Annotated in this window: 23 protein-coding genes; 6 read left to right on the top strand and 17 right to left on the bottom strand. The window is 59.4% G+C overall.

What is annotated here, in order from left to right; all coding sequences use genetic code 11:
- Positions 1 to 9: 9 nt before the first annotated feature.
- The 9 genes from ACH2ED_RS06215 to ACH2ED_RS06175 all read right to left on the bottom strand — a co-directional run bounded on the left by ACH2ED_RS06215 (position 10) and on the right by ACH2ED_RS06175 (position 9,900).
- Positions 10 to 699, bottom strand: coding sequence for a sugar transferase (locus ACH2ED_RS06215; RefSeq protein ID WP_395089369.1), 690 nt, complete (start codon positions 697 to 699; stop codon positions 10 to 12).
- Positions 700 to 734: 35 nt separating this feature from the next.
- Entirely contained in the window at positions 735 to 1,922 is a 1,188-nt protein-coding gene (locus ACH2ED_RS06210; protein ID WP_395089366.1) for a glycosyltransferase, read from the bottom strand.
- Complete coding sequence (locus tag ACH2ED_RS06205) at positions 1,919 to 3,133, bottom strand: glycosyltransferase family 4 protein (protein ID WP_395089364.1); 1,215 nt, start codon at positions 3,131 to 3,133, stop codon at positions 1,919 to 1,921. Before ACH2ED_RS06205 ends, ACH2ED_RS06210 begins: the two co-directional genes overlap by 4 nt.
- A 1-nt stretch (position 3,134) precedes the next feature.
- Positions 3,135 to 4,229, bottom strand: a complete 1,095-nt coding sequence (locus tag ACH2ED_RS06200) for a glycosyltransferase family 4 protein (protein WP_395089362.1) — start codon at positions 4,227 to 4,229, stop codon at positions 3,135 to 3,137.
- Positions 4,226 to 5,059, bottom strand: a complete 834-nt coding sequence (locus tag ACH2ED_RS06195) for a glycosyltransferase family 2 protein (protein ID WP_395089360.1) — start codon at positions 5,057 to 5,059, stop codon at positions 4,226 to 4,228. Before ACH2ED_RS06195 ends, ACH2ED_RS06200 begins: the two co-directional genes overlap by 4 nt.
- Positions 5,056 to 6,714 (bottom strand): O-antigen ligase family protein, encoded by a 1,659-nt coding sequence (locus tag ACH2ED_RS06190; protein WP_395089357.1) that lies wholly within the window; start codon positions 6,712 to 6,714, stop codon positions 5,056 to 5,058. The genes ACH2ED_RS06195 and ACH2ED_RS06190 overlap by 4 nt, the downstream gene beginning before the upstream one ends.
- Entirely contained in the window at positions 6,711 to 7,886 is a 1,176-nt protein-coding gene (locus ACH2ED_RS06185; protein ID WP_395089354.1) for a glycosyltransferase family 4 protein, read from the bottom strand. The genes ACH2ED_RS06190 and ACH2ED_RS06185 overlap by 4 nt, the downstream gene beginning before the upstream one ends.
- Positions 7,887 to 8,029: 143 nt before the next feature.
- Positions 8,030 to 9,463 (bottom strand): alpha-galactosidase, encoded by a 1,434-nt coding sequence (melA, locus tag ACH2ED_RS06180; RefSeq protein ID WP_395089352.1) that lies wholly within the window; start codon positions 9,461 to 9,463, stop codon positions 8,030 to 8,032.
- 32 nt (positions 9,464 to 9,495) lie between these two features.
- Positions 9,496 to 9,900, bottom strand: a complete 405-nt coding sequence (locus tag ACH2ED_RS06175; RefSeq protein WP_395089350.1) for a hypothetical protein — start codon at positions 9,898 to 9,900, stop codon at positions 9,496 to 9,498.
- A 171-nt stretch (positions 9,901 to 10,071) separates the two neighbouring features.
- Between ACH2ED_RS06175 and ACH2ED_RS06170 the strand changes: the two genes are divergently transcribed.
- On the top strand, positions 10,072 to 10,782 hold the full coding sequence (locus ACH2ED_RS06170) for a TetR/AcrR family transcriptional regulator (protein ID WP_395089348.1): 711 nt from the start codon (positions 10,072 to 10,074) through the stop codon (positions 10,780 to 10,782).
- 22 nt (positions 10,783 to 10,804) lie between these two features.
- On the opposite strand, the gene ACH2ED_RS06165 is transcribed toward ACH2ED_RS06170, so the two are convergent.
- The gene (locus ACH2ED_RS06165; RefSeq protein ID WP_395089346.1) at positions 10,805 to 11,773 is read right to left on the bottom strand and encodes an aldo/keto reductase; all 969 of its coding nucleotides are present in this window, start codon (positions 11,771 to 11,773) and stop codon (positions 10,805 to 10,807) included.
- Positions 11,774 to 11,915: 142 nt separating this feature from the next.
- Between ACH2ED_RS06165 and ACH2ED_RS06160 the strand changes: the two genes are divergently transcribed.
- Positions 11,916 to 12,110 (top strand): hypothetical protein, encoded by a 195-nt coding sequence (locus tag ACH2ED_RS06160; RefSeq protein WP_395089344.1) that lies wholly within the window; start codon positions 11,916 to 11,918, stop codon positions 12,108 to 12,110.
- A 231-nt stretch (positions 12,111 to 12,341) separates the two neighbouring features.
- Here ACH2ED_RS06160 and ACH2ED_RS06155 read toward each other — a convergent pair whose 3' ends face one another.
- The 3 genes from ACH2ED_RS06155 to ACH2ED_RS06145 form a co-directional block, all read right to left on the bottom strand.
- Positions 12,342 to 14,339 (bottom strand): polysaccharide lyase family 1 protein, encoded by a 1,998-nt coding sequence (locus tag ACH2ED_RS06155; RefSeq protein WP_395089342.1) that lies wholly within the window; start codon positions 14,337 to 14,339, stop codon positions 12,342 to 12,344.
- 83 nt (positions 14,340 to 14,422) lie between these two features.
- Entirely contained in the window at positions 14,423 to 14,818 is a 396-nt protein-coding gene (locus tag ACH2ED_RS06150; RefSeq protein ID WP_395089396.1) for a DUF5605 domain-containing protein, read from the bottom strand.
- Entirely contained in the window at positions 14,724 to 14,951 is a 228-nt protein-coding gene (locus ACH2ED_RS06145) for a hypothetical protein (protein WP_395089394.1), read from the bottom strand. The genes ACH2ED_RS06150 and ACH2ED_RS06145 overlap by 95 nt, the downstream gene beginning before the upstream one ends.
- Between ACH2ED_RS06145 and ACH2ED_RS06140 the strand changes: the two genes are divergently transcribed.
- Positions 14,896 to 15,039 carry a hypothetical protein gene (locus ACH2ED_RS06140; protein WP_395089398.1) on the top strand — a complete coding sequence of 48 codons (144 nt, stop codon included), beginning with the start codon at positions 14,896 to 14,898 and terminating at the stop codon, positions 15,037 to 15,039. The genes ACH2ED_RS06145 and ACH2ED_RS06140 overlap by 56 nt on opposite strands.
- Before the next feature lie 135 nt (positions 15,040 to 15,174).
- On the opposite strand, the gene ACH2ED_RS06135 is transcribed toward ACH2ED_RS06140, so the two are convergent.
- Positions 15,175 to 15,327 carry a hypothetical protein gene (locus ACH2ED_RS06135; RefSeq protein ID WP_395089340.1) on the bottom strand — a complete coding sequence of 51 codons (153 nt, stop codon included), beginning with the start codon at positions 15,325 to 15,327 and terminating at the stop codon, positions 15,175 to 15,177.
- Positions 15,328 to 15,627: 300 nt separating this feature from the next.
- On the opposite strand from ACH2ED_RS06135, the gene ACH2ED_RS06130 reads away from it, so the two are divergent.
- Both ACH2ED_RS06130 and ACH2ED_RS06125 read left to right on the top strand, forming a co-directional pair.
- The gene (locus ACH2ED_RS06130) at positions 15,628 to 17,040 is read left to right on the top strand and encodes a WD40 repeat domain-containing protein (protein WP_395089338.1); all 1,413 of its coding nucleotides are present in this window, start codon (positions 15,628 to 15,630) and stop codon (positions 17,038 to 17,040) included.
- On the top strand, positions 16,958 to 17,566 hold the full coding sequence (locus ACH2ED_RS06125) for a WD40 repeat domain-containing protein (protein WP_395089391.1): 609 nt from the start codon (positions 16,958 to 16,960) through the stop codon (positions 17,564 to 17,566). Before ACH2ED_RS06130 ends, ACH2ED_RS06125 begins: the two co-directional genes overlap by 83 nt.
- On the opposite strand, the gene ACH2ED_RS06120 is transcribed toward ACH2ED_RS06125, so the two are convergent.
- Genes ACH2ED_RS06120 through ACH2ED_RS06110 form a run of 3 tightly spaced genes read right to left on the bottom strand, consistent with a single transcriptional unit; the run spans position 17,539 to position 19,063 of the window.
- Positions 17,539 to 17,934 carry a hypothetical protein gene (locus tag ACH2ED_RS06120; protein ID WP_395089336.1) on the bottom strand — a complete coding sequence of 132 codons (396 nt, stop codon included), beginning with the start codon at positions 17,932 to 17,934 and terminating at the stop codon, positions 17,539 to 17,541. The two genes, ACH2ED_RS06125 and ACH2ED_RS06120, sit on opposite strands and share 28 nt — an antisense overlap.
- Positions 17,924 to 18,511 (bottom strand): RNA polymerase sigma factor, encoded by a 588-nt coding sequence (locus ACH2ED_RS06115; protein ID WP_395089334.1) that lies wholly within the window; start codon positions 18,509 to 18,511, stop codon positions 17,924 to 17,926. The genes ACH2ED_RS06120 and ACH2ED_RS06115 overlap by 11 nt, the downstream gene beginning before the upstream one ends.
- Before the next feature lie 30 nt (positions 18,512 to 18,541).
- Positions 18,542 to 19,063, bottom strand: a complete 522-nt coding sequence (locus ACH2ED_RS06110; RefSeq protein WP_395089332.1) for a chloramphenicol phosphotransferase CPT family protein — start codon at positions 19,061 to 19,063, stop codon at positions 18,542 to 18,544.
- 103 nt (positions 19,064 to 19,166) lie between these two features.
- On the opposite strand from ACH2ED_RS06110, the gene ACH2ED_RS06105 reads away from it, so the two are divergent.
- Positions 19,167 to 19,277: helix-turn-helix domain-containing protein (locus tag ACH2ED_RS06105; protein ID WP_395088499.1), on the top strand; the 111-nt coding region annotated here is incomplete at its 3' end.

Below are 19,277 nucleotides of genomic sequence, written 5' to 3'. Positions count from 1 at the left end.
GAGATTGCCTTAGTACGCGCCTTGCCGCTTGAGGACACTCACCACGGTTCTCAGAAGAATCTCGATATCTAGGGTGAGCGAGCGATTATCAATATAGTACATATCAAGCTTGACGCGCTCATTGTAGGAAACATTTTGTCGTCCACTGACTTGCCACAGCCCCGTCAGGCCGGGTTTAACCGAAAGAAGCTTGCTGGAATACTCACCGTACATGCCGAGCTCGGGTGGCGAGATCATCCGTGGCCCTACCAGTGTCATCTGTCCGCGAAGAACGTTAAAGAGCTGAGGAAACTCATCCAGGCTGGCTCGGCGAAGCTTATGGCCCACTTTCGTGACACGGGGATCGTCGCGCAGCTTAAAGTCTTTCTGGAACTCCGCCATGAGCTCCGGGTGCATTTCCAGCAAGAAATCCGCATTCACGACCATAGTGCGGAACTTAAAGGCATCAAAGCTATTGGGTACCCCTCCCTTGTAGTCTTGGTGGGAGAGGACGCGCCGTCGGTGGAGGATCGGGCCGGGCGAGGAAAAACGCACGAGTAGTGCAAGCAAGACAAAGACTGGAAACAAAAGAATCAGGCCAAAAAGGGAGCCGATAATATCAATTAAGCGCTTGGTTGTGAAGTAGAGCATGTGGCGGCTGGTTCGCGAGGCAGTGGGAGCCGTCACGGGGACAGGGGGGGTATAGACCTGGGTTTCCATTCTGATATGATCTCGTTCTTGTTTATACACAGGGTTTACCACGCGGCTCCGGCTCGTGCATAAAGTTCCGTGAAGGCACGTGCTGTGCAGTCCCAGCGGTGATGTTTTTCCACAAACTGTCGGGCTGCCATCCCTGCCGCCTTCCGACGCTCAGGCTCACGGAGGAGACATAGGCAGGCGGCCACAAATGCATCGTCTGATTCTGCAATGGTTATGCCACCCTGGTGTGTTGCCTCAACGAGGGCACGACCCGCTATGGGGCTGCAGACAACGGGTTTGCCCATTGCCATGGCTTCTAACGCCTTGTTCTGAATACCCACTCCGATTTGGAGGGGGCAGATTGCAAGGGTTGACTTTGATAAATAAGGGCGAATATCATCCACATAACCAGTTATAGTGATTGCTCTATCTATTGCCAGGGTTTTAATTGCCTTGCTGGGCTCACTTCCTACAATTATCCAGTGGAGATTGGGGCATTCTGATTTAAGTCGTGGCCACAGTCGGGACGCGAACCAGAGAACCGCGTTCTCATTGGCACGATAGCTCATTTTTCCGCTAAAAACAAGTGTCTCCGGCTCCGCGATAATTTTGGGGTCGGGGTGAAAGTAGTCTGAATCTACCCCGTTGGGTATGACATGGATTTGAGGACGCGTTCCTAGGGCGCTCAGTGCCTCCGCATCAAATTGACTCGTGACCGCGATCTCACGGTAGTCGGCATAGGCGCGGGGCTCCCAGTGCCGCAGCTTGACGGACTCCTCCCAAGCCAGGAGCCGCTGTCCGATGCGCGCGCTCTGCTCGAACATCTGGCGCTGGAGTGCCGTGATGCAGTCTACGGCGTCTAGGACACAGGGAAGGTCTCCCAAGGCCTTGCGTACCGTGGCCGCTCGCAGGTGTTCGACGTGCGCTGCATCGAATTGTTCCGCTTGGACGAGCTTCTGCACGGTTGCGATCAAAAGAGGACTGTCGCAGTAGGCGACCCAGAGTGGCTTGGGAGTCGGCAGGGCTGCCAGGCACCGCAGATTCGCCTCACGGCGCGGGAGTGGCACAAAGTAGGTGGCATCACAGAGATCTGCGAGCTCCCCGCGAAGACTCTCTGACAGGGGAGTGTCTTCCAGGGCAACTAGGGTAACTTTACACCCCAGACGGACAAGCTGCCGTAGGAGCTGGTAGGTGCGGACTCGAATCGGTGAGGGGATATAGGGGACGATAAAAAGCAGCTTCACAGGGCGAGTACCTCCGCATAGTAGCCGCGCAGGCGTGCTCCGATGGCGTCCCAGGCGTAGTGCTTCTCCATTAGTGCGCGCCCATTTTGGGCCAGGCGTGCGGACAGTACCGGATCAGAGAGCAATCGCAGCGTCGCCGCCGCGAACTCGTCCGCCGTGTCTGCCAGGAGTATATGCTCGCCGTCTATCACCTCAATCCCTTCCGCCCCCACGGTCGTTGAGACCGTCGGCAAACCCATTGCCAGAGCGTTGAGAATCTTCACCCGCATCCCAGATCCCGAGCGCAAAGGCACAATAAAGGCTCCACAGTCTGCGCCATAGGGCCGGACATCTACCACGGAGCCTGTCACAGTCACGGCGGCGTTCGCAGCCAGTGCTTGGACTTCCGGTGTGGGCCTTGCTCCGACGATCATCAGCTGGGTGTTTGATTCTCTCTCCTGTATCTTCGGCAGAATTTCGCTGCAAAACCAGCACAAAGCATCAATATTTGGTGGCCAGTACATCGTGCCTATCGAGACCAGGGTCTTGGAGAGTGTTTTGCGGGTGCAGGCTTGAAAATACTGCGTGTCTACACCAATAGGCAGCGTCTTAATTCTACCCCGACCGGCTCCTGCTAAATCCTCTAAAGTCTCCCGGTCTTCGTCGGAGACCGCCAGAGTGAGGTTCGCACGTCGCAGAGCCGCTTGTTCAAAGCGGCGCAGGCGCTTCCACTCGCCGTGGGCATAGAGCCGCCAGGCCCGGTTTTTCGATGTCCGTGCGAGGCGCTGCGGGATGCGAAACTCCACATTGTGCTCATCCAGGATCACTTTGACACCCGGGGTTGTCTGCGTGACAAACTGCATCATCTGGAGGTGATCTGTGTGAAGGGCGACGTAGCTCCCGGTTGCCAGCTCCCGCGCCACGGCTGCTCTCAGTGCGGGGGTATTGTCGCGCTGGACAATAAACGAGCGCCCCGTGACCGGAGCACCACCTGCCGCAAGAAGATTGGATAATTTCGTTCGATGCAGGGGGATCGTTTCCACTCCCAGTGCACAAAACTCCCGAAGCGGCTCCGCGCTCTGGGCTTCGCCGGTCTTTCGTGTCAGGGCGAGGAGCTTGATATCGTAGGCTTGGGAGAGCTGTCGTAGGACATGATACGACTTGATCTGTCCACCACCCTCCAGTGGCCACGGGAGCAAGTGCGCCAGAAATAGCACGCACGGTTTGCTCATGCTATTTCCTCACTCCTATCACCGCCTCGCGCCAGAGAGCCACTGTTTTTTCGGCCATGGCACGGAGCGTGTAGAGAGCTGCTTGCCGATGGCCCCGCTCACTGCACTGCGCTCCCAGTGTTGTCGGTTCCGTGAGCAAGCGGCGCACGGCAGCAGCGAGCTCCTGGGGGCTCTCAGGGGAGAAGTAGACGGGAGCATCGCCTAAAATCTCTGGCATCGGAAGCGCATGGGAGCAGACAACGGGGGTTCCCGCCTGCATCGCCTCTAGCGGAGGCAAACCAAACCCCTCCAGCCGCGAGGGAAAGACAAAGACGCCCGCGCGGGCGTAGGCATCCGAGAGCGCTTGATTGTCGAGGCCCTGTAGAAGCTGGACATTTTTAAGGCCACGCTGTGCAATTGCTTCCTCAGCCGCGTGGGCCGTGTGCGCTGAGGTGCAGACTAGTTTTAGTGTAGGGGAAAGATCCGCCAGAAGCGGCAGTGCGGCATAGAGCGCCTCGATATTCTTGCGTGCATCGGGCGCGGCAATGGCGAGCAGAGTGTTTGGCTCACGGACGATTCCCGGGCAGGGAAGGGGCATTGTCAGGCCAATCGGGATAATCGGGAACCGCTCTGGCTGACCTCCCAGCACGGAGGCAAGCTCCTGCGCCGCGCCTCGTGAGATCGTGAAGGTGCGCGTCGCCGTGTGGGCTGAGCGGCGCATGAGAGCGGCCCAGTAGCTGTTGAGTAGCCGCTGTCGCAGCGAGCGCTGAAGTTTTGCCTCCCATGGATAGCGCTTGAGTAACAGGGCATCGTAGAGCAGCAGAACGGTTCTGGTCGAGATTCCTAGAGGCAAGTAGTTGACGGTTCCATGGACAAGATCCGGGCGGTCTTTTTTTACTTGCTGGGCGAATCCGTAAAAATCGGTCTTGAGTCGTGATGGTGAGAGAGTGCGCGTTTCAAAGGGCAGCGTGGTTTCGAGAGGCCGATCTAAGTAGAGCAGAACTTCTATATCAGGAGGAGCGAGCGCCGCGAGCCCGGCTACCAGCGCACTTACGTAGGAGCGGTAACCGCCCGCCTGCGGGTGCGAGAGGGCGCGCGCATCAATGACCACTCTCATGCCTTTCTCCGAAGTGGCGAGAGCAGATAGCGGCCCGTGGCGATGGCGGAGGGAAGCAGGCCCGCAATAGGCCCCTTGGTTAATCCGAAGAAGCGCAGGCTGGAGCGCCACATGCGCCGACGGGTGGCTTTAGGGACGGCGCGGCTTGAGCCACCGCCCAGGTGAACGACCACTGACATGGGCACGAGAAGTGTGGTGCCGCCCGTGACACACTGAAGGCGGTGGCACCACTCGGTCTCCTCACTGTACATGAAAAATGCCTCGTCTAGCAGGCCCGCTTGTTGCGCTGCCGAGGCGCGGACACCGAAAACCGCACCACCCACCCAGTCGCAGGTAAAGGGCGCAAGGGTTTTTCGCGTGGCTTCCGCACTGAGCTGTGCATCTGAGTAAGGGCACTGACTACGATCCAGTGTGCCAGATAACTCGCTCTTGAAATCAGGGAAGCGCGCCCAGCTTTTCTGGAGTGTGCCGTCGTTATTGAGCAGCAGTGCGCCCGCGACGGCGGCTTCGGGGTGGGAGTCGAGGGCCACAACCAGTGCCTCCAGAGCACCTTCGGGAACCAGGGTGTCGGAGTTGAGCAGGAGCCAATAGCGGCCCGTTGCCTGTTTCAGCGCAAGATTGTTGGCTTTCGCAAACCCTAAGTTCGCCCCCGTACGGATCAGCGTAACACTAGGAAACTCGGTCTCGACGAGCTCGGCGCTGCCATCGGTGGAGGCGTTGTCAGTGACAAACACCTCAGCATCAACACTCTGGATACTCGTCAGGCAGGCGCGTAGCAGCTCTTTTGTGTTCCAGGAGACGATCACAATGGAGAGGTCGCACACTCTCATTGGTCGCCTTCAAGTGGGCGAACCCAGCGCGGTTGCGGACGGGGTCGGTCGGCTACTTTTCCAGTGAGGCGATCCCAGCTCAGCCCATTGAGACGTGCGATCCCGATGCCCAGGCCGGCAAAGAGCCAGAGATAGACCGTGCCCCCAAACGAGCCCATCCCGCCATTGTGGTAGCTAGGAAAGATATAGTCGCCTAGGAACGCGGAGACAAAGAGTCCCCAGCAGCCCGCGTAGGTTGCCAGTAGCCACGGCTTCTCCCAGGTGCCCGCTGGCAGTGCGCGCCAGTAGCGGTAGAGTGCCACCAGAGTCGCGACTTGGAGCCAGAGCTGGCTGAGGAGCCCGAGCCAGCCCAGCTCCGAGAGGGTTTGCGCGTAGGTGCCGTGTGCCGACGTGAACGTGGTGGAGTTCCAGACCGCTGGGGAGCCGTAGTGAAGATTATAGTTCTTGTAGTTGCCTAGCCCGACCCCAAGTGGGAACGCGTCGGCATACTGAAAAGCGGCGCGCAACATACGGCTCCGGTCGTTCTCCAGAGCGCCGATCTGCTCACCGCGCAGAGTCGCCAGACCCCAGTTCATGTGGCCGCCGGCGTAGAAGTTCATCTTGTAGAACTTGTCCCAGAAGTACTCAAATTTTATCAAGACAATCAGCGCGACAATACCAACACCGACCCAGAAGAGCCGACGGTTGGTATTGTAGACGACAATGGCAAGTGTTAGCCCTCCCGCTAGCCAGCCCGAGACCCACTCCGCATTCCGGATAAATGCCCAGCCGAAAATCGCCAGGGCAATGCCCACCATCGCGCCCTGCTGCCAGCGCTTTCCGATTCCCGCCAGCGCCAGCGCCACCAGTGCACCAACTGCAAGCATCTGGGGAAACGCGCCGTAGCCCTGACCCGGCACAAAGAGCGCTAGGCCCTGCGGATGCTGTAGGTCATTAGGCCCGCCCTGAAGCGAGAACAAAAAGAGTAGGACGCCTGCAATGGGGAACATCGCTGCCAGACGACTCTGATTCTTGCGCGTGACGGTATTGGCCATAAGCAGGAGCCCTCCCAGCGCCAGTACCCGTAGAACCACTTCCATCAGGTTGACCGCCACTGGGGTGGCGATGATCAGGCCACGCTCGATATTACTGTCCGGGAAGAGCTGGCTGTGCAGCGTAGACCAGAGACAAACAAACAGATAGACGACGATCGGTGCATTAATAGGGGACTTATAGAGCTTGCCTTCCCGTCCGAAGAGCCGACGTAGTGCCCATGCCGCTAGCAGGAAAACTAGCCCGAGCTGGCTCAAGGCAAGGCCTTGCTCCCCACCGCCGCTCTGTCCCTGGGCGAGGCCGGGGGTTTTAAAGAGAAACCAGCAGAGTGCCAGAAAGACCATGATTCCCGCTTCCAGGTAGTTGGCCACGGTTACCACGGCGACGAGCCCAAGGACGACAATCGCGAGCCAGATCATTCCCTTGAGGCCCGCGCCCGCCGCGAGCACTCCTCCCAGACCTAGAATAGCGCCAATCACGCCTGCACTTCCCAGGAGCTTGAGCCTCTGTTCAGCGCTGCTGCTGATCAGGTCGCGCACGGGCCGGTCGGAGTCGTCACTCCAGATCGTGGCTTCGTCGTTGAACCTGTCTCTTGCCTTGCTGTCGTCTCTTGCCTTACTCATGATTTTTGTTGTTGGAGGCACTCCTCCAGTTTTAGCACAATCGCATCCCAGTCGTAGTGGGTCTCTGCCAGTGTCCGGGCGCTCTGGGCTACTGCCCGGCGCTTTTCTGAATCCCGTAGCAGCACGGCGGTCTGCTGGGCGAACCGTGTCGGCGTATCGGCTACCAGAAGGTGCTCCCCCTCACGACTGCGATCGAGCCCAGCCGCCCCAATCGTTGTTGCGACCACAGGAAGCCCAGCTGCCCACGCCTCTAGAATCTTAAGCCGCGTCCCGCCCCCTGCACGGAGCGGCACCACACAGACCTGCGCGTCGGCCAGAACCGGCTGTAGCTGCGGAACAAAGCCCGTCAGTACTACCTGCGGATGTTGCCGCAGAGCCTCCGGTGCGGCATCCGCTTTTCCTGTCACGACCAGGTGCGCCTCTGGGATTCTCTCTGTTATCTTCGGCAGGATTGCCTCCACAAACCAGAGTACCGCATCGCGATTTGGTCCGTAGGAGAGTGCGCCGTTGTAGAGGAGCCGCCCTGGTACTCCTGTGGGTTTGTCCAGAGGGGAGTACTCTTTTGTTGCGACCCCATTAGGGACAATCGTCACCGGCTTGCCCACCAGGGCTTCGACGGCGCGTGCCTCCGCCACCGAGACCGCCGTGAGACCGTGGTAGCGCCGAAGCCGCCTGCTCCAGTAACTCTTGCCCTTTGTGTACGTCAGCCAGCGTGTCGCGCGTTCCCGTGGGGTGGTGGCTTGCCGCCACGCCTGCTCCAAGCCTGAGATTTCTACTTGATCTAAAACAACCGGACAGGGGAGCTGCTCGGGCAAGTAGGCATCACTGCCCAGCTCCATCGCGAGCACGACATCGGGCTTCAGGGCGAGCTCACGCGCAATGGCCTCAACAAACGCCGGGTTGGGGGTCTCTAGAATCGAGCGGGGCGTCGCCGAGAGCAATGCACGAAGTGCTCCGGCTTTTCCCGTCGCGCCCGGCTGGTGCCAGAGCCAAGGGACAGCAATTGTGGGAATCTTGAGGGGAATCTCGCCGCTACAGGCATCTTCCTGCCGCCCGACAATCAGCCGCACCTCGTGTTTTTGCGCCAGCCTCTCGATAAGATGCCACGCCCGTAGGCGAGAGCCATTGTCGGGCGGATACGGAAACCAGGGGGAGACGATCAGTAGACGCATTTCTGCCTCCATTGTCGGTCAGGCGACGACGGATTCTTCGTCTTCAATGGGTTTTTTTAGTGCATAGAGCTTCGTAATCGAAGTAACACGAACCCGTAGTTTTTGATGATTTTCTTCATTGTTGGGGTGACCATAGGTGTATTTCACTCTGTTTTTTGCTCGATGAGGGTTCCGAAGCGCTTTCCGATGGCGAGCGCGGGGTCGAGGGGGACATCCACGGCGACGCAGTTTGCGGGGATGAATATCGTGGGGGTGGCACGCAGAGACTTCCCTTCGAACTGAGGCAGGTAGGGGCGAAGCTCCTCGAGCATCTCGCCCGTCATATCCCGAATCTCTTTGAGCGTGCAGACGGCTGCCGTGAGCGGATCAAGGGCGAGGGCGTGAACCAAGTGCTCCGGGTCGCCGCCTAGCGCGGCTTCGGCGCAGAGGGTCTGGACATTGATATTGGTCTGGCAGAGCGCGGCGCACTGCGGCGGTAGATCCCCGATGACGGTGGGATGCAGGCCGGTGTCATCGGCGAAAGTGGGCACTTCGACGCAGCAACCGCTGGGCAAGTTCGTGATGTAGCCGTCGTTGCGTACATTGCCCATCAGGCGAAACGGCTTTCCCGTGACCACCGCCTCTAAGATATACGAGCAGTACTCTACGCTTCTTGCCTCAATGGCGGTGCTCTCAAACTGGAGCGGGTCAAGCTTTTCGTACTTCTCCGCCATCGCCTTGCCCCACTTGTAGTACGCGCCACTCTCCCCGCCAAAGCCCGGCTCGTCGCAGTAGAGATCGAGGGCTTTTTGATTGTTGCGGAACCAGGGGACATACTCACTCAGATGCCCTGTGGACTCGGTCATGAAGTAGCCAAACTGCCGGAAGACCTCGCCGCGTACTTTCTCGTTTTTGTAGTACTCGGGTTTCTCGAATAACTCGCGGAGCTCGGGGTAGAGATCGCGCCCGTGGTGTGAGAGCTTCAGAAACCAGTCCATGTGGTTAATGCCGCCGCAGACAAACGAAATCTCGTCTTTAGGAACGCCGCAGTAGCCACCGATCAGATCCAGCGTGGTCTGGACGCCGTGGCAGAGACCGATAAACGGGACATTGCTCACTCGGCCAAGCGCTAGGCAGTTGGCGGCCATGGGGTTGGCGTACTGGAGCATGATCGCGCCGGGTTTTGCGAGCGTCTCCATGTCCTTGGCGATCTCCGCGAGCACGGGGATATGCCGCTGGCCGCGAAACAAGCCGCCTGGCCCGAGCGTGTCACCGATGCACTGATCCACGCCGTACTTGAGGGGAATCTCGTAGTCAACCCCGTAGGCATGAAAGCCACCCACCTGGATCATCACGACCACGAAATCGGCGTCTTTGATTGCCTCGCGCCGGTCGGTCGTGGCCCAGACACTACCGGTCAGGCCATTGTCCGCAAGCATGCGCTGACCAAAGGCTTCCATACGGCGCAGCTTGCTCTCGGTGGGGCTCATCAGGGCGAACTCGCAGCCGTGCAGAGCAGGCGTCGCCATAATATCCGACATCAGGGTCTTACAAAAAACGACGCTCCCCGCGCCGATCATCGCGATCTTCTTCGACATGCCCTGATTTTACACGATTTTCAGCGATCTGTTTACGGCTCGCAACGAGCCCCCACCAAGCCCGTGACCGCTCCTGTTACTGTGGCTCCAATGAGGCAGTAGCTATTGTGGAGAGAGAAATCCCCCAGGAAGCCGGGGAGGTGAGATGTCTGGTACAGCCACAAAATCACCAATCCCCAGAGTGCTCCGTAAAGGCAGGCAACCCAGGGCCTCGTGAGAATGTGGTTTCGTGGCACCAGAAGAGCATGGGGCATAACAAAAAAGACCCATGCAGAGATTACAAATGGTGCCATGTAGCAGAAGGCAATCGGAGAGTAGATCACAAAGCCCGAGGCCAGTGCGCCAAATACCCAGCCGATCAGAGTCGCTTTCACGCTTCTCCCTACCCGAGTGGGATCAAAGCGTCCGTCGTCTACAAACTCATACTTTGGTTGCATTTCAGTCCTCTGTTTGAAATATATGAACGTGTTCATGTATAGATTATCTCTGGCGAAAGTGTCTGTCAAGAGGTAAAATGAACAAAGTTCAAAAAAATAAGCCTGAATTTCTGAAGGCCCCTTGATGGGGCTAGCCGCACTACGGGCCGCTTTAGCTGCCCAAAAACAAAAATGGAATCCACCGAGACCAACGAGACAAAAATATCCAAAGGTGAGCGCACCCGTGAGCGGATTCTCGCGGCGGCGCTGGAGCTTTTCGCTGAGCAGGGGTTTGAAAAGGCGACCATGCGCGGGATCGCCGAGCGGGCCGAGTGTTCGCTTGGCCTTGCGTATCGTTACTTCCGAACCAAAGAGGAGATGGTGCTCGCGCTTTATGAGCGGCTAGTGGAGGAACTCGCCGCTGAGGCGAAGCTGCTTCCACCAGGGACACTCGCCTCGCGCTGGGCGGCAATCGAGCGGGCGGATATTGCGCGGCTCTTGCCACACCGGGCGACACTGACGGCGCTCTTTGGCGCAGGACTGACTCCCGGAAGCCCGACTCAAGTACTGGGCGAGGGCGCGGCGCACTGGCGACGGCGGATCCATGCGGTCTTTCAGGAAGTGGTTGCGGGCGCGAGTGATCTGCCCAAGGGCCCCATTCGGCAGCACCTGCCGACGCTGCTCTACACCGGCCATTTACTACTGGTGCTCTTCTGGGCACAAGACCCAACCCCCAACCAGAAAGCCACTTTTGACCTGCTGGCCTTTGGGGAGGAGATGCTCGGACGAATGTGGCTCGCACTGCGCCTGCCGTGGGCCGCACAATCCGCCGCCCGTCTGGGGGCGATCTTAGAGCCACTCTTTGGTGCACCTAGAGAGGATTCCGTGAATACCACCCCATGAATGGGGTGGTATTCACGGAGCTTTACCAGGCGTAGGCTTCGGGGGCGGGGCCGCCCTTACCAACCGGCGGGAAGATCTCGTCAAGCTTCTTGAGCGTCTCCTCGGAGAGCTGGATTTCGAGCGCCCGCAGGCTACCATCGAGCTGGTTGGTGTCGCGCGGGCCGATAATCGGTGCCGTTACGATCTTGTTAGTGAGTAGCCACGCCAGTGCCACATCGGCGGGGTTCTCGCCCAGCTCCGCGCAGAGCGCTTCCCACGCCGTGATCTGAACGGTCTGCTTTTCGTCGAGCTTGATGCCCGCACGCCGTCCTGCGGTGGGCTTCTGCAGAATCCCACCGAGCAGACCACCGCCCAGCGGGCTCCAGGGAATCAGTCCGAGGCCGTAGTGCTCACAGGCGGGAATCACCTCTAATTCAACAGTGCGCGCATTGAGATTGTAGAGGCTCTGCTCGCTCACTAAGCCGAGAAAGTTGCGCCGCTTAGCACTCTCCTGCGCGGCGGCAACGTGCCAGCCGCCGAAGTTCGACGAGCCGATGTAGAGAACTTTGCCCTCATGTACGAGCTGCTCCATTGCCTCCCAGCACTCGTCCCAGGGACAGTCTCTATCAATGTGGTGCATCTGGAAGAGATCAATGTAGTCGGTCTGCATGGCACGTAGGCTCTCTTCGCAGCCTTTTTTGATGCGTAGCTTGGACAGCCGTCCCTCGTTGGGCCACTCGCCCACTTTGTTGTAAGCCTTGGTCGCTAGGACCACTTTCTCACGACGCCCTCCGCCCTGCGCAAAATAATCACCCATGATCTTCTCGGTGACCCGCTCGCCCAGCTTCCAGCCATAGACATCTGCGGTGTCCCAAAAGTTGATACCGTGCTCAAGGGCACGGTCCATAATTGCAAAAGAGTCCTCGGGGCTAGTCTGTGGCCCAAAGTTCATCGTCCCCAGGCACAGGCGCGAGACGCGCAGCCCAGTTCGTCCCAGACGGGTGTACTGCATAGTGTTTTCCTCCGACGCGGATGGTACCATAATCTCACGCACCAATGAATAAAATCACTCTAACACTGGTTGGGCTGGCGCTGGTGTTGCCAGGAGCACTTGCGCAACCAAAGTCCACCATCGTCTACTAGAGTTCACCGGAGTGATTACGGCGATTGATTTGGAGAAGAATACCGTGACCGTCCAGCGCGAGAACGTGGAGATTACGTACACGTTTCTGCCCACCGTGTCCCTAGATTTTTACCGACTGAGCGATGATACACACACCGTAGACTGCCTCGATATGCGGGTGGCAGGGGCGATCTGCTCAGTGTTCTCCGTGCGCCTCTCCGACTAGATTGTCTTTCAAGAAGAATCTCAGATGTTGCATGCACTCACTTCTCAGAAGCAAGGTCGCCTGGATACCCTGATGGGAAAGGACAACCAAGGAGGGCTGACCGCTTCTAAGTGCGAGGAGCTGTGAGTTCTCGTCCGCGAAGCAGAAGAGATCATGCTGGCCAATGCTCGCCTTTTGTCACAGCAGCAGCAACGGCTTAAACCAGAAGCGTTGTGCATGAGCATTGTGTAGCTAGCCATTGAGGTACTTCTCAAGCCAAGTGTAGCCATCTTCGGTGTATTTAGCGCCATCTTTTGGATCTTTGGGGTTGAGCTTGTGTGCCCGCTCCCACTCGTCGGGGATACCGTCGTGGTCTGTATCGAGAGGCGCAGGGGCGCTCTTGAGCTCGGGCCAGCCGCCGACATCGCTCTGGGAGTCAATGACTCCGGGGATGCCTGTCTTGCTGCCCTTATAGGTGGTGCTGCGGCTCTTAACATCTCGTAGGATGCGGGTGTCCACACTGTCGTGGCGAGGGCGATTGCAGCCGACATCTGCCAAGATGCTGGCGAAAGCCTCTTCAGCGCTTTGGGTCGCGACAAAAGAGTCACAGAAGGGAGCGGCGAGCTGTGCATAGGCGGGCATCGGGATCGTGTTGGCATCGGGGTAGCCCACGAGGGTGTTGCCTGCGACAAAGTACTGCTGCGGATCGAGCGCACTACCCGTGTCGGGCTTGAGGAGCGTGAATATCTTGCTGGCGGGCCCCGGTAGGTAGTAGTTATTGATGAGGTTCAGTGCCTTCACGCCGCCGTCGTTGGTGCGGTGCTGCCAGTTGTAGATCACGTTGTTGCGGATATCCAGGTAGCCCGCGTACTTGCCCCCCTTGGTCAGCCCTCCCGCGAGACTGAAGTTGCGCCCGGCACAGTGGGCCAGCAAGTTGTGGTGGAAGCTGCCGATATTGCCCGAGATGCTCGCCGCAAACGAGTGGCCTTTTCCGGTGCCGATATAGTGATCGTGAACCGACATATTCAGCGCCTCGGCCACGAGGTTGTGCTGAAACGTCACGTTACTGGCCCCGCGCGAGCTCACAGACTCGTCTATGGTCCAGCTAATCGAGCAGTGGTCAATGATGCAGTGATCGGAGCCCGCAAAGCCCATGCCGTCGTATGTCTTCCCGGACTCATCCCCGACCCGCACGCGAACATAGCGAATAACCGTGTCGTGGGTGCCGAGGTTGCCAAAGGTCGCTCCCCGGATGCAGATGCCATCGCCGGGCGCGGTCTGCCCCGCCACGGTGAGGTAGGGATTCTTGATGACGAGCCTGTCTTTGAGCTTGATCGTCCCTCCCACACGAAAGACTACGGTGCGTGGCCCCACTGCCTCCACGGCTTCCCGCAGGCTCCCTGGCCCGGAGTCGTTGAGGTTGGTGACTTCAAGAACTCGCCCGCCCCGCCCGCCCCGAGCAAACCGCCCATAGCCCTCTGCTCCAGGAAAGGCAAGGTGCCGCAGACGAAACCGCCAGAGATTCCCGGGGACGACCCGGCCACCTGCCAGGGTTTCGTCCACACGCCAGTAGTAGGTCGCGCTGGTATTCAGGTTTTTGGGAGTGAGCTGCGTCGCCGTGCCCGGAAGCGTTGCCACTTTTTTCAGCGAGTCCGGGCGCGTCCCGAGATACACCGTGTGCTGGGTCGCGCCTTGTGCCGGAGTCCAGCGCAGCGTAGAGCCCTCGGCGACGTGCTCATCGTTGTGTATTGGGAGAGGCTTTTTGGCCTGCTGCTTCGGGTTCTCCCCATCGAGTGCAAACCCATTGAGAACTAGGTTCGTGCCCTCCAGAGCGATCGTGGCTTCGCCGCTAGGGCTGGCGACAAACGTCACAAAGCCCGTTGCCGCATCGGCATCGCTCTCGGTGCGAACCGTAGGCGTGACGGACACTCCTCCCACGGTGAGCTGCCTAGGCGGCTCGCTCTCCAGTCGGTTGTGAAAGGTCACGAGCGTGTGCTTACCTGGCGTGAGCCCCGCAAAAACCAGCTCCAGCTTCCCCATGCCCTTGCTAATCACCCCATCGCTCGCCAGGGTTGCGTTGCTGTCGTAGCCCGCCTTCCACCAGCCAACCCCGAACGTGCCTCCGACCGACCGCAGAGTCACCGTGACTTTCCCAAAGGTCTGGCTGGCGCTTGTGCCCTCTTTCGGAGCCCAGTTCTCCCACTCAGGCGTGCGCACATCACCACGAGCACCATCCGAGTTCAGGTCCACGCGGAGAACCTCTCCCCCTGCCCCTCTCCCGGGCGTTCGTACCTCACTGGGAAAGGGGAGTAAGCTAATTATGGCGTGGAGAATCATGCCGCCACCCTCCGCAAACGAATGGCTTGCCAGGGCAGGCCAGGCAGGGGAATTTTCCGGCCTGCAGTGTCCACAAAAATGTAGTTATCGAGCTTCTTCGTGGTGAACGTCCCCTCTATCGAAGTGATGCTCATGTTCCAGGTATCCAGCACCTCGGCGGTAAACCTGACTCCCTCGGTCAGGCCGGACTTGGGGAGCGCAAAGCCCCACTCTTTGGGCGCGGCGGCGCTAAGATAGATCAGATAGAACTGCCCTGGCTGGCCACCAGTGCGCTGGTTGTGCCACTTATCAATCGGCTCAAGCTCCGGAGCGTGCTGGAGGACATCGCGCAGAAAGGCGAGGCGCTGCGGGCTCGTGCCGTGAAGAATGCCGCCCTTGCTCCACCAGAGCACATCGTCGGGGCTGAGAAAGGTCTCGCCATGCCCCACATGCGTGCCTGCCACCGCTCCCTCCCAGAAGCGATTGACCATTGGCGACTTCGACCGCCGCGAGCCAGCTTCCCTTCTCGTGCCGTGTCACCCAGATTCCGACATCGGGATCGCGCTCTTTCGTGCCCCCGAACCACGCGGCCACGAGCTTGCCAGGAGCCGCTTCGACAATCGTGGAGGCATGACAAGACGGATACGGAGCACCGTCATTTAAGAATACTCCCATCGGACGGGGGCTAGGGGGTTGGTTTGAGGGGATCAGTTCCATGAATACGGGATCTCTGAGTTCTTCTTGGCTGCGTCGCTCTCTGCGCATGGCATCAAGCTTTGCCGATACCGAGCTGACGGAGCCAGCGCCACTCTTGCCGAAGTGCTTTGAGTAGGCCACGCGTGATCATCGAAAGCGGCACAAGGCCCATTGTGAGGTACTGTGCCCCGTCAAGGGCCACGGCTTGCAGCGCAGCAACGAGCATTGTCTCGACCGTGCCATTAGGCGCGTCGGTGCCCCTGCGACGATGCGCGCACCCGCCCGGGTGACGTAGCCAATAATGGCATCGCCTTTTGGGGAGAGCCAGTGCTGAATGCCCGGATTCACGATCTGGTAGGCGGTTGCGTTCCAGGCATGCTGGCGCAGGAGAGAGTATAACCTCTCAGTTCGCTTAGGTTTATGGGGAGGAGTGGGTCTTGATATTGCGGAACTCTACACGGCCTTAGATTCCTGCTCCAAGCTCAAACGGAAGGATTGTGGAGGATCTCCGATAAAATAGCGGAGTATGACTCTTGATAGTGATTGGATCGTGCGACACCAGATGGGTGCAGGAGAGCTGATCCACCCCGCTGCCATCCGTGAGGTCGTCTGCTCGCCCGATGGGTTGTGGCTGGCGTGTCTGCTACAGGGTGGCCGGAGTGTCGTCTGGGAGCGGCTCGGGGGGCGCAAGCACCTGGAGAGAGAGGACGGCAAGCATCTGGCCTTCTCTCATGATAGCAAGCATTTCTTTTGGCAGAAAGACACCCATGTTGAGGTGGTTGCGCTGGCGACTGGCCAGAGCGTCCGCAAGATCGGGCCCGTGCAACACCTGGAGCATATTGCGTTGTCACCATCGGGCCGGTGCCTGGCACTCGCAACCCAAAAAGAAATTTTGGTAGGGGAGTGGCAGACAGGCGCACTGCTCCAGCGTATCCCTGTGTCGAAAGAAAATGCCTGGGTGGCGCGGGTTGCCTTCGCCGACGAAAACCGGCTGGTCAGCGCGGAAGCTATTAAAGAGCGCGGGACGGTTCAGTTTGTCATCTGGGATGTGAGCACAGGAGAGGCTCTCGTGGAGATTCCCGAGACTCGCGAGCCCGAGGGCGAGCCGCTCTCAGGAACCGACCGAGGGTTCACACTCTCCCGTGATGGCCGCTATCTCGCCTCCCGGACTGCTGAGGTGCATACCGTACGGGTCTGGCAGACAAGCGATGGGGCAGTGGTGCGCGATATCTCGGTGGAGGCGCGCTCCCTCGATGCATGGGCGTTCTCCCCCGGCGGGGAGCAGCTCGTGCTGGCAGATAGTTTTACGCTGGGGGTTTATCATATTGTGACTGGGGAGCGGGAAGTCTCTCTCAAGGCCCGAGAGCCCGATCCGGGGCAGTACGAGGGAGGCCGACTCCAAGGGCTTACCTTCACGCCAAGCGGCGACCAGCTAATCGCGGGGGGCAGCGATGGCCGCGTCTATGCTTGGAACCTACCGGGCTGGGACGAGGCGACGGTGGCGGAAAACGGTGGACACCATACGGGGCTTCTTCAGCTTCTGCCCTTCAATAACGAGTGTGTTTTATGCCGGAGCAGCGACTCTGAGCTGCGGCTGCTGGCGCTTGACTTGGGCATGGAGCTGGTCTGGAACGAGGCGAGTGTTGGGCTGGAGTCGCTGGTCTACGATGCGACTACGGGCCAGGTAGTGGGAGTGCGCCGGACAGACCCAAGTGTGGTGGTGGATGAGCAGCAAGATCGAATTACTGTGCAGACCTGGAAGGCGACGGGCGCACTCCAGGAGGAGCGGCACTATGCCCTGGAGCTGCCCGAGCAAGTCTGGCAGCCCGTGCTCTCTCTCGCCCGATGGTCAGTGGCTGGCAGGCGGCGGCAACGATCAGAGCGTGCGAGTCTGGAGCCTGGAGACGGGGGAGAATATCCTAGATGTCTCTCTGTTTAACCCAGACGAGAGCCAGGTCGCCACTCCCTTCGAAGATGACAACGATATTATCGCCATTGACTGGTGGCCTGGGACGCCGCTACTGGCAGTACGGCGGATGTCGGATCTTCGTGTAGACCTGGTTGATGCCGAGACCGGCACGCGGCTGTTCGCGGTCGCTGAGCTGGGCAGTAGTCCCGTTTTTGTCGCTTTTCTGCCGGGCACCACACAGTTTCTTTTTGCTGACTTTGAGACTGCCGGGCTAGCCCTCTACGATCTCGCGACGGGCCAGAGCACCGTGCTAGAGAGTCCGGACTCGCTTACTGCACTGGACTCGCTTACTGCACTGGCCGCGCTCCCCAACGGACAGCACGTGGCACTGGGGCTCAAGGGCAAAGTGGCGCTCTACGATGTGGAGAGCCGCGCGATTGTGGAAGAGCTAGCGTTCCCCTTTGGCGGGATCACGGCGCTGAGCGTGACCCCCGACGGCAAAAAACTGATTGCCGGCGGAGAGCACGGTCAGCTTGTGATCTGGGAGCGGCAATAGCGGCGTAGCAGTGGCAGGCCGGGCAGCAGCAGCCAGAGCGTCCCGGGTTCAGGGATAGACTCGGCCCCAAGGGGGAGCGGGTGCTTCGGGTCAGGTGACGCTTTGGAGCCAGGTGAGGCTTTGGGATCGGGGGACGCGGCAAGGGAGGCAGGCGCTGGCATCGGCTGAACATGAGCGCGGACATAGAACGTTCCCATTAGAACCACTGCCGGAGCGAGCACGAGGCTCAGATGGCGCAGCCGGGGACGTGGGCGGGCTTCGGTTCCTACGGCGAGGGCTTGTAGGCGACGGCGCAGTGGCTCCGGTGGGTGCGGCACTGCCAGATCCCCGGCGAGTCGCTCTCCGAACTCTCTCTCTTCAGCTTCCAAAGTAGTCCCTCCCTTCCCGCCGTGCCGCCTCCCGCGCCTGCTGCAAGAGGCTTCCCACTTGCGCCGAGGATCGTCCCAGCACCTGCCCTATCTCCGCCAAGCTCCGGCCCTCCACGTACTTTAAGAGCAGCGCCTCTCGGTAGTCCGGGCGCAGGGTTGCTAGAATCTTCTGGAGCTGCCCACTCGCCTCGGCGGCCAGCATACCCCGCTCCTGCTCGGCCTCGGTGAACAGCGTCTCGCAGAGCACGGTCTCCTGGCGGCGCTCACGCAGACGGAGCGTGTCGGCCACTTTCCGGCGAGCGATCCCGATCAGATAGGCCCGCGCGGGGTCGTTGTCCTCAGTGATTCCCTCCCGGTTTGGGCAGACGTGCACGCGGGTGAAGGCAGCCACAAATGTCTCCGCCGTCGCATCTTCCGCCTCCACTCCCGTTCCCAGCCGCAGCGCCACGTAGCCATAGACGGCATCCGCGTAGCGCTCCTGTAGCTCCGTGGGAGTCCACGGGGCCGCCTTCGCAGAGCGCCTCCACCAGAGATGGGGAATCGCTTGTCGTTGCTCTATCGCTTGGGTTCTCCGCATAGTCTTTCGCAAAGTATCGGATAATTTAGGTCAGGGATTTTTTCTCCGCTCCCAGGCCGCCATAAGAATGGCAACATTCTCATCCAACGGTATCGTAGAGTCCAGCTCAATATCATAGAAGCAGTGTGCGAGGGTGGTCTCGAAGTCTTTTTTGGCATCGCCGATGCGCCGGTCACCACGAGCAAGCTCACGTCGCTCTAGTTCACGGAGCGGGCAGTGCAGGCAGACGAAAAAGACATCGTAGGGCTGTAGAGACTCCGCCAGGCGGTGCATCCAGGCATCGGTCTCGATGATATGCTCAACGATAAGATTATTCCCGGCCTCTGCCAGCGCTGGCAAGCAGCGGTGAAAGCCCTCGAAAAACGCGGGCCGCATGTCTTTCCAATGAAAGTCACCGCTCTTGAGGCGCTCGTGGGGAAGTATTTTCGCGGCGAGGAGATGGTCAATCGAGAAATGCCAGAACGGCTCGGGCAGTGCCGCTTGAAGCGCTTTTGCGAGCGTGGACTTCCCTGCACTGGATGCGCCATTGAGCAGAATAATCTTGCCAGGCATGAAACTACCGGAACCTCGGCGAGAGGGCCACCGGCTTTAGCCGTGTAGGTGAATCGCCGTGCTTGATGCTTGACAATCCTGTCTCTAAGCAATATGATGATTTATGCTTAGGCAGTTCAAGTACAGGCTGTACCCCACCGCTTCTCAAGAGTTGGCTATGAACCGAACCCTTGAAGAATGCCGCTGGCTCTACAATCAGTTGCTTGAACAGCGC

It is taken from the genome of Armatimonas sp. (assembly GCF_043757465.1).
GTDB lineage: Bacteria > Armatimonadota > Armatimonadia > Armatimonadales > Armatimonadaceae > Armatimonas.
The sequence above is the reverse complement of the archived record's forward strand: the minus strand, read 5'-3'. Positions and strand labels throughout refer to the sequence as shown.